Source organism: Paenibacillus sp. FSL F4-0100, from assembly GCF_037993005.1.
Taxonomy (GTDB): Bacteria; Bacillota; Bacilli; order Paenibacillales; family Paenibacillaceae; genus Paenibacillus_AQ.
On record NZ_CP150303.1, the window covers coordinates 1,011,930 to 1,026,882 of the forward strand.

Here is a 14,953-nt window from a genome sequence, read left to right on the forward strand (position 1 = left end):
CGTATGATGAATGGCTTTTTACTAGTATGAGCAATGGTTAGAGCATCAGGACGCATCGGGAGTTTCGAGTTTTCCTAGAAAGGTGGATACTCTGCGCAGATATTCCTTAGGGTGCTCACGGAAGATAAGCTCATGATGCGCATCCTCTACAATCCAGGAATCCGAATCCGTATGGGTCTGATTGGAAGCAATCTTCTCGGCGATCGGGTAAGGTGCCTTATCGTCTTTCGTTCCGTGGATGAACAAGGTCGGGAACGGATAATCGTGCTTCTTCACCTCATTGTAAGGGATCTGATCCAGGCTTGTGCCGTTAAGCACCGGGAAGAGCAGCTCCAGAATCTCCAGGGACGGATGACGAGGGAGATTGATCTGGTTGTGAATATTATGGTAAAGCGTGTCCGGCTCCAATAAAAAGGCGCTGTCCAGAATCATGGCATCCACATCCTTGGTCTCAAGCCCTGCCTGCAGTGCGGTTCCGGCCCCCATGGAGAAGCCCCAGACGACAATTTGCTTCGCGCCGCGCTGCTTCACATGTTCAATGGCTCCAAGAAGCTGGCGTTTCTCTTCCTTGCCTCCGGTCGCCACTTCCTTGCTGGTCTGGGAGGCAAAACCGTAATCAAACATAAGCACATTAAAATTCATATTATGCGCATAATGGGCGAGATCGTACATCGGTACCCAGGTTTCCTCCCGATTGGCGCCATAACCATGGCTGAGCACGATGGTTTTAGAAGAATTCTCGGCCGGTATATACCAGCCATTTATATTTCGTTTACCGTCAATGGAGTGGAATGTGACATTCTCGTAATTCATATCTTTAGCAAGCTTGGGGTTAGAATAGAGTGGAGCAACCGTTGGATTCGACAAAACCCAAGCAATATAAGCATGAAGCGCAATAAAACAGAAAACAAGGAAAAAAACGACAGATAATAACAACGCTAATATAATATGCTTTAAACGAACTAAGCCCGTCGACAGCTCGGCTGGCGTGTCATTTAATTGGGAGAGTGGGGCATTACTACCAGTCGTTGTGCTCATAAGTGGCCCCTCCTTACCATATAGTCTGGATATGTTTCGTTAACATGAAAGAGTTGAAATTATAATAATCGTATGCCCGGATGCCTATAAAGTCAATGCAAATCCATAGATTGTAAGACAACTGTAAAGTCCCTGTCTCGATGGTTTACTTTTGAGAAGAATTCTCATATAATTCTTGTAACCAGGTTTCATAGAATGAAACAGGAGAGGAGCTGGTCGGGATGGAAGATCGTAAATTAACGGTGCGTGCTGTAGAGCGGGCACTTGATATATTGATGTGTTTTACGAAAGAAAGTGAACTTGCCCTCACGGAGATTTCTTCCCTTATCGGATTACATAAAAGTACTGTACATCGGCTGTTAACAACGCTGGAAGACAAAGGATTCGTTGTTCGTAATAAAGAAACGGAGAAATATCGGCTCGGCTTGAAAATATGGGAGCTGTCTATGCATCTGTCCCAAAGCGACGACCCGGCGATTCGCCTTTTGCCCGCGATGGAAGCCTTGCGGGATCGGCTTGGGGAAACGGTGAGTTTGTATTTAAGAGACGGTTCGGATCGTCTTCGGATTCAAGCGGTTCAGAGCAACCAGGGCATTCGGCGGGTCGCCCAGGTCGGAGTACGACTACCGTTGTCGGTTGGCGCCTCTAGCAAGGTTCTGGTGGCCTTTGCGCCACCGGCCGATCAGGAGGAGCTGCTGAATGCGCCGGATTGGCCGGAGTCAGTTGATAGGATCGTTTACCGGCAGCAGCTGGCCGAAATACTGGAGAAGGGATACGCGATCAGCATCGAAGAGCGCGAGCCTGGGGCCGCTGCGGTATCTGTACCGATCTTTGACCGGAATGGTCAAGTGGCGGCAGCACTGTCGATGTCAGGGCCAGTCACCCGTCTGTCAGCGGAAACGCTCCGCGAACATGCGCCAATCCTGATGGAGGCGGCACGGGAAATGGGAATGATGATTTAATTCATTCTATTGCCGGAGTGCGGACAGCATCACTATAAGTTATTGAATGACCGGGAGGCTCCATGTGATACAGCCGCCCGGTTATTATTATGTGAGGGTCAACCATTTGAAAACGGGAATTGAAACGAAACGATACGAGACGAAATATACGAAACGATACGTTACATGGCAAGGCCAAAGGATATAAGGGAAGGGGTTTCAATCCTCATTCCAACAAAAAGACCGCTCCCTACAATCTTGGAGATTGGGGAAACGGTCCTTTTGTCGTAACGGCTCAACGATATAATAGGTAAGCGTCTCTTAGGTCAGCTTCATATTCTTTTCCTTCATTTTCTGATTGAGGATCTCTTGGAAGGTGAGGGGTTTATCTTTCGCTTCCTCTCTTTTGGGTGCAGCCACCGGCTGTGGCCGTTGGTATTGATATTGGAGCGATGTCATCGTATGTATTTTTATCATGGGTACCTTCCTCCTAGGTCTGGATGTCCGCGAATGTTTTTTACCCATTAACCTCCATGGCATCATTCGAAACGGAGTTTCCAATATTCAGGAAAGAAGTACCGGAAAATAACAAAATCCCCATCATCCATGCGCGGATGATGGGGATTTTTGACTAAGGCCAAATCACCTATAAGAATGCCTTATTGGTTCGATGCGATCATTTGACGCAGTACCGTTTGGAGGATACCTCCATTATGGTAGTAATCCACGTCCACCATGCTGTCGAGACGGGCGATAGCTTGGAACTCGAATTGGGTTCCGTCTTCGCGCGTAGCGATAACCGTCAATTCCTGGCCTGGCTTCACGTCGTTGCTGAGGCCCAGGATATCGAATGTCTCGCGGCCGTTCAGACCAAGGCTCTTCCAGCCATGACCTTCTTGGAACTGGAGCGGAAGAACGCCCATGCCCACCAGGTTGGAGCGGTGAATACGCTCGAAGCTTTCAGCCAGGACAGCTTTGACACCGAGAAGATAGGTACCTTTTGCCGCCCAGTCACGGGAGCTTCCTGTACCGTATTCTTTACCTGCGATAACGACGAGGTTCTGTCCGCCTGCTTGATAATTCATCGAAGCATCATAGATGGACATCACTTCATCCGTTGGCAGGTAAGTCGTTACGCCGCCTTCCGTACCTGGAGCTACCTGGTTACGGATCCGGATGTTAGCGAAGGTACCGCGCATCATGACTTCGTGGTTACCACGGCGGGAGCCGTAGGAGTTGAAGTCTTTGCGTTCAACGTTGCGGTCGCTCAGATATTTGCCGGCAGGGCTGTTGGTTGCAATGTTACCCGCTGGGGAGATATGGTCCGTTGTAACGGAATCGCCCAAGAGAGCAAGCACGCGCGCTTCTTTGATGTCCTGGATGTCGTTCAAGCCGTTGCCGAGGCTTTCGAAGAATGGCGGGTTCTGAATGTAAGTGGATTGATCGTCCCACTCGTACAGCTCGCCTTCAGGAACAGGAATCTTGTTCCAACGCTCATTGGCGGTGAACACATTCTCGTACTTTTCACGGAAAGCGTCAGGGCTAACGGCTTGACCGATCGCTTCGCGGATTTCCGCGCTCGTTGGCCAGATGTCTTTCAGATATACAGGCTCATTGTTCGGATCGTAACCGATCGGCTCGTTCTGCAGGTCGATGTTCACTGTGCCTGCCAGGGCGTAAGCCACAACCAGCGGCGGCGAAGCCAGGTAGTTGGCTTTGACTTGAGCATGCACGCGGCCTTCGAAGTTACGGTTACCCGACAATACGGCGGCTACCGTCATGTCGTTGTCGGTAATCGCTTCGCTCACTTCATCCGGCAAAGGACCGGAGTTACCGATACAAGTTGCGCAGCCATAGCCTGCAACATAAAAGCCGAGAGCTTCAAGGTAGTGCAAGAGACCGGACTTCTCGAGGTAGTCGGTTACGACAAGGGAACCTGGAGTCAAGCTGCTCTTCACATAGCCGGGCTTTGTCAGGCCGCGTTCAACAGCTTTCTTCGCCAGGAGACCTGCGCCGAGCATAACGCTTGGGTTTGACGTATTCGTACAGCTGGTGATGGCTGCGATAACAACCGCACCCGTTCCCATTTCACTGGTAGAGCCGTCTTTATGATTGACTTTAACGGTTTCCGCGATTTTCTCATCGCTGAGGCCGTATCCGCCTTTGTCGATTGGCGTACGAATGATATCGTTAAAGTTTTGTTTCATGTTGGTCAGCTCGATACGGTCCTGCGGACGCTTTGGTCCAGCCAAGCTTGGTACAACCGAAGCGAGATCCAATTCGATTACATCGGAGAACTCAGGGTCCGGCGTATCTGCCGTACGGAACATGTTTTGCGCTTTATAGTAGCTCTCCACGAGTTCAACCTGCTCGTCGGTGCGGCCCGTATTGCGGAGATAAGCCAGGGTTTCACTATCAACCGGGAAGAATCCGATGGTAGCGCCGTATTCTGGAGCCATGTTGGCTACCGTTGCACGGTCAGCCAGGCTGATGTTAGCAAGACCCGGTCCGTAGAATTCTACGAATTTGCCTACAACGCCTTTCTTACGGAGAAGCTCGGTTACCGTGAGGGCAAGGTCGGTCGCTGTTGCGCCTTCCGCCAGGCTGCCTGTCAGCTTGAAGCCGATAACTTCAGGTGTTACAAAATACAGCGGTTGGCCGAGCATACCGGCTTCCGCCTCGATACCGCCTACGCCCCAGCCCACAACGCCAAGGCCGTTGATCATGGTTGTATGGGAGTCCGTACCTACGAGGGAGTCAGGGAAGACAAGCGTCTCGCCGTCAACCGTCTTCGTAGCTGCTACGGAAGCAAGGTATTCCAGGTTAACCTGGTGAACGATACCCGTTCCCGGAGGAACTGCGCGGAAGTTGTTGAATGCCGTTTGAGCCCAGCGAAGGAAGCGGTAACGCTCTTCGTTACGCTCAAATTCAAGCTTCATATTCGTTTCAAGAGCTTGGTCGGTACCAAAAGCGTCAACCATGACGGAGTGGTCGATAACGAGGTCAACCGGAACGAGAGGGTTGATCTGTTTAGGGTCGCCGCCGGATTTCTTAACGGTGTCACGCATAGCTGCAAGGTCAACGACAACCGGAACGCCGGTGAAGTCCTGCAACACGATACGGGCAGGAATGAACGGGATTTCCTTGTTGTTGTCGCGTCCTTCATTCCACTTGGACAAGAGTTTTACGTGATCTTCGGTAATTGCGCGTCCGTCGAACTGACGTACGGCTGCTTCCAGCAATACCCGAATGGAGAAAGGAAGCTTGGATACATTGCCGTATCCTTGCTCTTCGAGCGCCTGCAGGCTGAAATAACGGTAACTTTTACCACCCACCTCGAGGTTGCGTGAGATGGAGAATTGATCCTTTGCTGGCATTGATGAACCTCCTTAAGTCATTTCATAAATCGAATAAAAGTGTGAGTTAAATCCTCTGTGGTTTCACTAGGTGAAACCTAATTTCATAAATTAACTACTTTAAGTATACCGTTTTCAACTCGCTGCGTAAAGCATTTTTTATAGAAGAAAAGTATTTCAAAAAGGTGAAAACAAGCCCGTTTTTAACCCGGATACAGTCGCGTGTGATCCCGGTCTTTCTGTATTCTCTTGACCGAAGTTCATAGCCCGGAGATTTTCTTCATATAGTTGTGATAGGGAACAGCGTGAAAGGCAAGGTTAGAGGAGGAGAGTAGATGAACAGTCTGAAGCAAGCAGAGAAGCCTTGGAAGCAAGCTCTATATATTTACGTCAATCAATATAACCAAAATCGCGTGGACTATTCTTCAGGCCTGAAAGAGCAGATTGTAACGGATCTGAATTTCCTGGTAGAGAGAGGAGAAAGGCAGTTTCGGCTGCAGTCGTGGTATGCGCAGCGGGAGGCAACGCCGCTTAAGAGCGAGACCCGTGCCCGCCTCCTGCGCATCATGAGGGAGACGGATGATGATGTGGTCGCGGACGTGCGGCTTCACAGCGTATTTTATTATGAAAAAAGAGGTATGACGCACCGGGAAGATACGGTTTTTAGGGAGCGGCTGACGCTGATTCGAGACGGGGATGCCTGGTTGATCGTTGGCATTGAACGTCTGCAGGATGAACGCCATCCCCTGCAAAGAACCGATGTTCCGGCAGCAGGCGCGGATGGGGCTGGAAGAGAGCCGTCCATCCCCTATATGAATGGCCGCGTATACGCCGCCGGCAGCAGCACGCGGTCCGGCCGGTATGAGCGTGAAGCCGCAGCTGCTTATGCCGATCGTTGGTGGGATTCCGGGAATCCGGAGTTTGAGGAATTTGACGTGGATTGCACGAATTATATCTCCCAGTGCCTCTTTGCAGGCAAAGCCCCAATCCTCTATACTGGTAAAAGAGAAACGGGATGGTGGTACAAGGGGTACGTAAACAAGCGGGAATGGTGGAGTTACAGCTGGGCGGTATCGAACAGCTTTGCGCATTATTTGAACGCCAGTACCTCGGGGCTGCGGGCCGAGCGGGTGGAGCGTCCCGAACAGCTGATGCTGGGGGATGTCATCGTGTACGACTGGGACGGTGACGGTGCGTTTCAGCACAGCACCATCGTGACGGCATTTGACGCAGGCGGCATGCCGCTGGTTAATGCACATACGGTGTCCAGCCGCCATCGCTATTGGGACTACCGGGATTCCTACGCTTGGAACGATAACACGGAATACCGGTTTTACCATATTCCCGATTATTTTTAAGATGACAGCATGTCATGCTGCAATACGGACAAGAGAGAGGTTAACATGGGACAGGATAAATTGACGGTTGGTTTAATATACGGGGGGAAATCCGGCGAGCATGAGGTGTCGCTATCCACGGCATTCGCGGTCATGAACGCTTTTGATTATGATAAATATGAGATTGTTCCGTTTTATATTTCCAAGCAGGGTACCTGGAGAATCGGCAGCAAGCTGTCGGCTCCTTTTGCCCAGTTGGAGGAATTGAAGCTAGCTGAAGGGGAGGGCACGCAAACAGCGCTGAACGCCGTGTTCAGCAGATTGTATGGCCAAGAGACTCAGGCGGTGGATATTATGTTCCCGCTTCTTCACGGGACGTTCGGGGAGGACGGAACGATTCAGGGACTGTTCGAAATGGCGGACATCCCTTATGTGGGAACCGGTGTGCTTGCGTCGGCTGCGGGGATGGATAAAGTCGTGATGAAGAAACTCTTCGCCCAAGCAGGATTACCGCAATGCGAGTATTGTTATTTCAATCGAACCCAGTGGGAGCGGAGCCAGCATGAAGTGCTGAAGGATATCGAGGACAAACTCGGATTCCCAAGCTTCGTCAAGCCGGCTAACCTAGGCTCAAGCGTCGGGATATCCAAGGCAAAGAACCGGGAGCAGCTTAAGGCGGCGATTGAATCCGCGCTCCGGTTCGATGACAAGATCATTGTTGAAGAGTTCGTCGATGCCCGCGAAGTGGAGGTCAGCGTGCTTGGCAATGATGAGCCGATGGCATCCGTTCCGGGTGAAATAGTCTCTTCCAGTGAATACTATGACTATGCGGCCAAATATACGGATGGACAGTCACAGATGCAAATCCCGGCCGAGATCGAGCCGGATACGGCTGATCGTCTGCGTGATCTTGCCATTACCGCGTTCAAAGCGATTGAAGGCGGCGGCATTACTCGGGCCGACTTCTTTGTCCGCCGTTCGGACGGCACGATTCTGATCAATGAAGTGAACACGATGCCGGGCTTTACACCGTACAGCATGTACCCGCTTCTGTGGCGGGAAACGGGCGTGTCCTACCGCGAGCTGCTTGACCGGATGATCGAGCTGGGTCTTGAGCGGTACAACCGCAAGCAATCCCTAATTTATGAGAACCAGGCGTAAGCCGTCACAATAGGATATGAAACACCAGGGGGAGTCCGCGCTATTCATTACGGCTCCCCTTGACTCTAATATTTTGGGATGAAAGGAAGATACGTAATATGGGATTTCAAACCGAGTTCAATTCCGTTTGTAAGTTTAAGAGTGAGCAGGAGCTCTATGAGCTGCTGGAATACGGCCGCGGTAAAATGCTGAAGGATGGGCTTCGGGTATTTCCGACAGGACAGAAGGTCATTGCTTATACGCCGGATAACCAGGCGGTGGCAATCGTTCTGATCACCGCATGCGTATCGGAGATTAACTTCCAGGGCCGCGAGGTCACTTCGGTCGAGTTGCAGCTGATCCGCAAATTGACCGAAGAGGAGGCACGCGTACAGACAGCCCTCGCTCACGAAATGTTCTTTGGAGATCATGCATGATTGTTCGTTTCGGTTATGTAGCCATGTCCACGGTTGTGCAGAATGCTTCTCCTTCCAAGACGATGACCATGAAAAGCTTTATGAAGCTGAATGACCGTGAGGCCGGCATACACAAACTGGAGCGGATCGCGAATGAGAATCTACATAATACCCTACGGCTTCTAAAGCATAATGCGGCTCACGATATCAAGGTGTACCGCTTCTCGTCCAAGCTGATTCCGCTGGCTACACATCAAGATATGCAGGATTGGGATCCGTTCCCGGCTTTGCAAGAAGGCTTTCAGGCCATTGGGGATTTTGTGAAAAAGCACGGGATGCGGGTATCTTTTCATCCGGATCATTTCACGGTGCTGAGCACGCCGCGTCCTGAGGTGCTGGTCAACTCGATCCGTGATCTGAAGTCGCACGTCCATATGCTGCAGGCGATGGAGCTGCCTGCTTCCATGAAAAATAACATTCACATCGGCGGCGCTTATGGAGACAAGCCTTCGGCCTCGGCCCGATTCGTGGATCATTTTCATAGGCTTGACCCGCATATCAAGGAACGGCTGACCCTTGAAAATGACGACAAAACCTTTACTGCGCAGGAAACGCTGGCCGTATGCCGGCAAACGGGGCTGCCGATGGTGCTGGATATCCATCATCAGTGGGTCAATAACGATGGCGAGGCACCTTGGGAACTGTGGCCGGATATTCTTCGCACCTGGGAGACGCCGCTAGCGCAGGCGGATTCGGACCGGGCGCACCCGCTGCCGCCCAAGATTCACGTATCCAGTCCCAAGAGCCCTACCGATATCCGAAGCCATGCGGAGGGGGTGGATGTTGTGCCATTGCTGGCGTTTTTACGGAATATTGCGGGGGCTACGCCGAAGGTGGACGTTATGATTGAAGCGAAGATGAAGGACGGCGCCTTGTTTGATCTGATGAAGGATTTGGGAGATTATACGGCAGAGGGCGTAACCATTCTCGACGGTGCCTCCATACAAGTGAACCCTTAACCCGATAAGATGAGCTTGTTAACACTTGCAAGTTGATGGATTTTGGGTTACGTTGGAAGTATCCAAACAGAGATTCCCCTTAATACATGACATTGGATAAAAAGTTCGTTCCAGCCAAGCATTCAGGTGCACAGCATAGGACGGACTTTTATTGAAATAGGCGGAATTTTCGCGTGGCTGCCCTCTCGATTACAGCAATGACTGAATAGGATGTAGGGATTGTCAAAAATCACTAGATTGATATAGAAAGTAGAGTGAATGCTTTGAACGAGAATGAAAAGATTCCTTATGTTGTCAGCAGTAAGAGCTACACCGCCGTTGCGATTAATTGCGCCGCCAAAGCGGGAGAGTGGATTAAGAGCAAACTCGGTACAGTCAAGCAGTTGAGCACCAAGTCTTCGGCACAGGATATCGTAACCGAGGTGGACAAAGGCGCGGAGCAGATGATCCGCAAGCTGATCTTGACGCACTTTCCGGATCATGCGATTCTCGGAGAAGAAGGGGTTGCCCCGGGCACCGATGCCTATGTGAAGGCGCTCGAGGACGCCAAGGACGAAGAGTATCTCTGGATTATCGACCCTGTGGACGGAACGACGAACTATGTTCACGGATTTCCGTTTTACTCCGTGTCGATTGCACTGGCTCATCATGGTGAAGTCATTGTCGGCGTTATTTACGATCCTTCCCGGGACGAGTTGTTTGTTGCGGAAAAAGGAAAAGGAGCCTACGTTCACGGCAACCCTACCTACGTTTCCAAGGAAGATCAATTGTCGGACAGCTTGCTGGCCACGGGCTTCCCGCTGGACAGCACGGTCAACCTGCCGCTGAATATGGCTGAGCTGCAGGCGCTGCTGCCGATGGTTCGCAATGTAAGAGCCGGCGGCTCCGCTGCGCTTCATCTTGCTTATGTGGCTGCCGGCCGGCTTAGCGGATACTGGGAGCACGGTTTGAGCGCTTGGGACGTTGCCGCAGGCGCACTATTGGTTCAGGAGTCCGGCGGTAAAGTAACCGATACGGAAGGAAAGTCATACGATCTGTCGGTGCGTCATTTGGCGGCAACCAATGGGCTGATTCATCAGCGTTTTCTGGATACACTAAAAGACGCGGGCGAAGCTTTGGTTCGCTAACGACCCGGGACAACAGAGGAATGCAGGTCATTTACAACCGCTTGATAAAGGAGTGTGCTTACGATGAATGAGAAGTCGGATCAGGATTTGGAGCGCCAGCTCAGCGAGATGTTAACGGATGGTGAGATGGAGAAGAAGGATCGGGAGAAGGAGGAGCGCAGGCTTCTCTCTCCGAAATACGAGATCCGGATTCAGACGCAGCTCGATCCCATCGTGGAAGAGACGCAGAAATACCGCAGCATGGCGAAGGAAGTGGATGATCGCTATGACAAGTATATGGATAAGACAGTTAAGAAGGATAAGCCTGAGGATTCAGGTGAAGAAGCTTGATAGCGCTTTAAGGGATGTTTACGAAGCAGAAGCATCTCCAATTATTAAAGGCCCGAATCAGGAATGGACAGCATAGAGCGAGCTGTCCATTTTTTTATGATCACTAGCCAAGGTAAACTTTCTCAAGATGGCTCAAGTTGGAGTCACGAGGTTTGACCTTGTCCATAGGGGGAGTGCGCGGTGCGAGCTCGGCTTCAAATTTATCATGTTCTAGGAGGCGCATCAGGGATAGCTTCCATGATGCTGTGGTGCATCCTGATCTTCTTCAACCCATATTCCGTTGAGATCAGCTGGAAACCAGCCTTGACCACGTTCGTTATGCTTTTTCTTCCAGCCGGCTTGGCGATGCTCGCGGTGATGTATTCATACCGATTGCTGATGCTGGTTGCCTTTGGATGGTCGATACTGCCAAGCTTGTATTTCGCCGCCACCCCTGGGATATTTGCTTGGTTTGGAGTTACATCCCTCGGCTATTTGTTCACTTACCTTCTCATGAAACCTTATCGTCTTGGTTGATTCGGTACCATTCGCAGGTTGCCGGTGGTAAAATAAGGCTGTATCAAGATAATTGACGTTAAGGGAGTGAAGGCATGTTCAAACAATGGAAGAAGGGGCTGGCGGCAGTAACCGGCACCTTGACGCTCGCGGTGGCACTGGTTGGACCGGGCGTTGCGCCGGCTTATGCCGATGAGGTTACATCCAAGGATACATATCATATTGTAGCGCTGGGGGACTCGCTGACCGTTGGGTATGAGCCGGGAATGGATCTGAACAGCAAGCCTTACGGTTTTGTTGACCGGCTGTATGAGCAGGGATTGTTCCATGGCCGGACAGAGGTAACGAATCTGGGGATCGGCGGCTTGAAAACCGATGGGCTGAACCATTACGTCAAGGCCGTCTTGGATGAACGCGCGATTACGGCAGAGGAGCTGCAGCCAGGGCTCAGCGGCATTGATCCGCGCACCAAGCAGATGGGCGCTGACGCAGCGAAAGCCAAGCCGATCATCGCCAATGCGGATCTGATTACCATTACCATCGGCGGCAATGACATGATGAGTCTAGTCAGTACCGTGGAAACATTAAGCGACGAAGAGCTGAAAGCAAAGATGCAGGAACTGTTCAAGACCTATACGGATAATGTCTCATCCGTCATTACCAACTTGCATGCCATCAATCCTGATGCCTCTATCGTGGTGGCGGATCAGTACAATCCGGTGCCCAAAGTCGCTGACGAGGTCGCATACGTCAAATTGCTTGCAGCATCTGGAGAGTTCACGAAGCTGGTGGAAGGCGTAGCTGACAGTTTTGCAACTCAGGGCGTAAACATCAAGGTAGCCCATGTTGCGAAGAAATTCGTGGGCTCCGAGCTGACGATGACCCATATCCTGAAAGACGATATTCATCCGAACCAATATGGATACGAGACCATGGCCGGCGTGTTCGCAGAGACGATCTGGGGCAGCTACAAGAATCCCCCTGTTCAGGAACAGGGGCAGCCGATGCGCATCATCGTGAAGGGGCAGGAGCTGAACACGCCATATAAGCCGATCCTACGCGATAACCTGAATTACGTCGCGATACAGGATATCGTAAATGCAGTGGGAGCGACGACCACATGGGAAAATAAAACGTCCAGTGCAACGATTACGTTCGGAGATCAGACGGTGGTGGTGAAGATCGGTGCCAAAACCGTTCAAGTTAACGGAACAGCTGTACCGATCGATACGCCGGCTTTCCTGCAAAAGGTTGGGAAAGAAGATAAAACTTACGTTCCGCTCGCGGTGATTGCATCCGGTCTTGGTTTTGATGTTCAATACAGCACCAAATTGCGTACCGCATTCATTAACTTGTAATCCCATAAACAAGCTGCACCGGCTGGAAGGAGTCGATGCAGCTTTTTTTGTTGTGATTACCGATTGTGGTGATGGCCAATGAGAGAAATCCATTTGATCTCCCCCGTTTGTTAACGGCGCGATAGAGAACATGCTTGGGATATAGATTAGAGATGTTTTTGCACAGCGGTGTGATATTTCTAACATGAGTAACTCCAAGCAGATGGTACAATACGACATCATTTCCTTTCATGCGTGGTTTGACATCAGATCAGAAATTGAACCCAGTTCTGACATGATGGAAAGCGGGATGCGTGAAAGCGGCAGGGAAAGGCTTATCGAATGTCGAATCTTGGAAGAAACATAGATATGGCATTATAGGGGGATCAAGGAATGAATGGACCGATGATCGTTACGTTGTCTGTTTTGGCCGTGGCATCCGTATTGTTCATGTCGGGAAAAGTGCGGTCGGATTTGGTCGCGATCGGCGTGTTGATGGTACTTATGTTAACGGACATTTTAAGTCCGTCTGAAGCCCTTTCAGGCTTTTCCAATTCGGTTGTCATTATGATGATCGGTTTGTTTGTTGTGGGCGGCGGAATTTTTCAGACCGGATTAGCCAAGATGGCCAGCGGTAAGCTGCTGAAGCTTGGCGGCGGAAGCGAGACCCGGCTCTTGATTATGATCATGTTGGTGACGTCGCTCATTGGCGGATTCGTCAGCAATACCGGCACGGTAGCGGTGATGCTGCCCATCGTTGTCAGTCTGGCGTTCAGCGCCGAGATTAATCCGGGGCGGCTGCTGATGCCCCTTGCTTTTGCAAGCAGCCTGGGCGGCATGCTTACGTTAATTGGTACACCGCCGAATCTCGTGATTCAGGAGACATTGATCAACGCAGGATACGAACGGCTGTCGTTCTTTGCTTTTTTGCCAATCGGACTTGTGTGTTTGGCAACGGGGATCATCGCGATACTGTTTCTTCGCCGTTTTCTTCCCAGCAATGAAGAAGGGGGAGCTGGTAAACAGAGCGGGCGCTCGCTTCGAGAACTGGCCAAACAGTATCGGCTGACCCAGAACCTATATCGCATTCAGGTTGGAGCGGATTCCTCCATTCGATCGAAAACATTGCGAGAGCTGGACATTCCGGCGAAGTTCGAAGTGAACGTCATTGAAATCCGCCGTAAAATGTCGGCCAAGAATCAATTCTTCAAGACGATCAACCAGGAGATCGCAGGTCCTGAGACTGTGATTGAGGAAGACGATATTCTGTATGTAAACGGCCCGTTCGAGCGGGCCGCAGAGTTTGCGGAGACGTATGGGCTTATCATGCTGGACCAGCGTGCACCAGAGCTTCGGAAACGTGCCGAAGAGTCGCAGTACGCCACGAGTGACGTCGGCATTGCCGAGGTGATGCTGACTCCATCTTCGCGCCTGATTGGCCATCTCGTTAAACATTCGGGCTTCCGGGAGAAGTATCGGGTGAACATTTTGGGCATCCAGCGAAAAGAACAGTATCTTCTGCACCATCTGAAAGAAGAGAAAATGCGCTTTGGCGATGCCCTGCTCGTTCAGGGCACTTGGAAGGATATAGCCCTCCTGGCTGCCGAGCAAACAGATGTCGTGGTGGTAGGGCAGCCAGTGGAAGAGTCGCGCAAATTGACGATGGACCATAAAGCGCCGATTGCGGCCGGGATCATGCTCTTGATGGTGATCCTGCTGGTGACGGAATGGATTCCGGCGGTCGCCTCCGTGATGGTTGCTGCGGTATTGATGGTTGTGTTTGGATGCGTACGTAACATGGAGGAGGCCTATAAGACGGTCAATTGGGAGAGCATTGTGCTTATTGGCGGCATGATTCCGATGTCCATTGCCATTGAGAAAACGGGAGCTGCCACGCTGATTTCGGATATGCTGGTCCATTCACTGGGCAGCTATGGCCCGCTTGCTCTGCTGGCAGGGGTATACTTCACTACCTCGCTGTTGACAATGTTCATCAGCAATACGGCCTGCGCCGTATTATTTGCGCCGATTGCACTATCGGCTGCCATTCAGATGGGGGCGAGCCCGTATCCGTTTCTGTTCGCCGTCTCCATTGGAGCAAGCATGTGCTTTGCTTCTCCGTTCTCTACGCCGCCGAATGCACTCGTCATGTCCGCAGGCCGTTATAAATTCAGTCACTATGTGAAGGTTGGATTGCCGCTTCAACTGGTAATCGGCCTGGTCATGATGGCGGTACTGCCGATGTTCTTTCCGTTCTAGAGGGATTTTGCATATGAACACCTCTATGTTGGGTCCGTTAGGATCTAGCATGGGGGTGTTATTCTATTTGGCTATAATGCATATTGGAGTGTACTTACCTATCAGGCAAATTTGCTCATGGTAAGTCCGTTAACAATTGGCAGGCCAGCCTTAGTAAG

The 14,953-nt window shown here is 51.1% G+C and carries 13 protein-coding genes; 10 read left to right on the forward strand and 3 right to left on the reverse strand.

Annotated elements, in window-relative coordinates; all coding sequences use genetic code 11:
- Window positions 1-45: 45 nt before the first annotated feature.
- Entirely contained in the window at window positions 46-1,038 is a 993-nt protein-coding gene (locus tag MHH48_RS04495) for an alpha/beta fold hydrolase (protein ID WP_076325899.1), read from the reverse strand.
- 221 nt (window positions 1,039-1,259) lie between these two features.
- Between MHH48_RS04495 and MHH48_RS04500 the strand changes: the two genes are divergently transcribed.
- On the forward strand, window positions 1,260-2,000 hold the full coding sequence (locus MHH48_RS04500) for an IclR family transcriptional regulator (protein WP_076325898.1): 741 nt from the start codon (window positions 1,260-1,262) through the stop codon (window positions 1,998-2,000).
- Between the two features lie 300 nt (window positions 2,001-2,300).
- On the opposite strand, the gene MHH48_RS04505 is transcribed toward MHH48_RS04500, so the two are convergent.
- The gene (locus tag MHH48_RS04505) at window positions 2,301-2,456 is read right to left on the reverse strand and encodes a hypothetical protein (RefSeq protein WP_179090730.1); all 156 of its coding nucleotides are present in this window, start codon (window positions 2,454-2,456) and stop codon (window positions 2,301-2,303) included.
- A gap of 182 nt (window positions 2,457-2,638) precedes the next feature.
- Window positions 2,639-5,356: an aconitate hydratase AcnA gene (gene acnA / locus MHH48_RS04510; protein WP_076325897.1), complete on the reverse strand. Its 2,718-nt coding sequence runs from the start codon at window positions 5,354-5,356 to the stop codon at window positions 2,639-2,641.
- Between the two features lie 314 nt (window positions 5,357-5,670).
- On the opposite strand from acnA, the gene MHH48_RS04515 reads away from it, so the two are divergent.
- The 9 genes from MHH48_RS04515 to MHH48_RS04555 all read left to right on the forward strand — a co-directional run bounded on the left by MHH48_RS04515 (window position 5,671) and on the right by MHH48_RS04555 (window position 14,795).
- Window positions 5,671-6,693, forward strand: a complete 1,023-nt coding sequence (locus MHH48_RS04515) for an amidase domain-containing protein (RefSeq protein ID WP_076325896.1) — start codon at window positions 5,671-5,673, stop codon at window positions 6,691-6,693.
- 45 nt (window positions 6,694-6,738) lie between these two features.
- Entirely contained in the window at window positions 6,739-7,833 is a 1,095-nt protein-coding gene (locus tag MHH48_RS04520) for a D-alanine--D-alanine ligase (protein WP_076325895.1), read from the forward strand.
- Window positions 7,834-7,931: 98 nt separating this feature from the next.
- Complete coding sequence (locus MHH48_RS04525) at window positions 7,932-8,249, forward strand: hypothetical protein (protein ID WP_076325894.1); 318 nt, start codon at window positions 7,932-7,934, stop codon at window positions 8,247-8,249.
- A complete protein-coding gene (uvsE, locus tag MHH48_RS04530) occupies window positions 8,246-9,247 on the forward strand; it encodes a UV DNA damage repair endonuclease UvsE (protein WP_076325893.1) in 1,002 nt (333 codons plus the stop codon). The genes MHH48_RS04525 and uvsE overlap by 4 nt, the downstream gene beginning before the upstream one ends.
- A 254-nt stretch (window positions 9,248-9,501) precedes the next feature.
- Window positions 9,502-10,374 (forward strand): inositol monophosphatase family protein, encoded by an 873-nt coding sequence (locus tag MHH48_RS04535; protein WP_076325892.1) that lies wholly within the window; start codon window positions 9,502-9,504, stop codon window positions 10,372-10,374.
- 63 nt (window positions 10,375-10,437) lie between these two features.
- A complete protein-coding gene (locus MHH48_RS04540; protein WP_076325891.1) occupies window positions 10,438-10,704 on the forward strand; it encodes a hypothetical protein in 267 nt (88 codons plus the stop codon).
- 180 nt (window positions 10,705-10,884) lie between these two features.
- Window positions 10,885-11,220: a hypothetical protein gene (locus MHH48_RS04545; RefSeq protein ID WP_076325890.1), complete on the forward strand. Its 336-nt coding sequence runs from the start codon at window positions 10,885-10,887 to the stop codon at window positions 11,218-11,220.
- A 74-nt stretch (window positions 11,221-11,294) separates the two neighbouring features.
- The gene (locus MHH48_RS04550) at window positions 11,295-12,557 is read left to right on the forward strand and encodes a GDSL-type esterase/lipase family protein (protein WP_076325889.1); all 1,263 of its coding nucleotides are present in this window, start codon (window positions 11,295-11,297) and stop codon (window positions 12,555-12,557) included.
- A 372-nt stretch (window positions 12,558-12,929) separates the two neighbouring features.
- The gene (locus MHH48_RS04555; protein WP_083659826.1) at window positions 12,930-14,795 is read left to right on the forward strand and encodes an SLC13 family permease; all 1,866 of its coding nucleotides are present in this window, start codon (window positions 12,930-12,932) and stop codon (window positions 14,793-14,795) included.
- The last annotated feature ends 158 nt before the right edge of the window (window positions 14,796-14,953 follow it).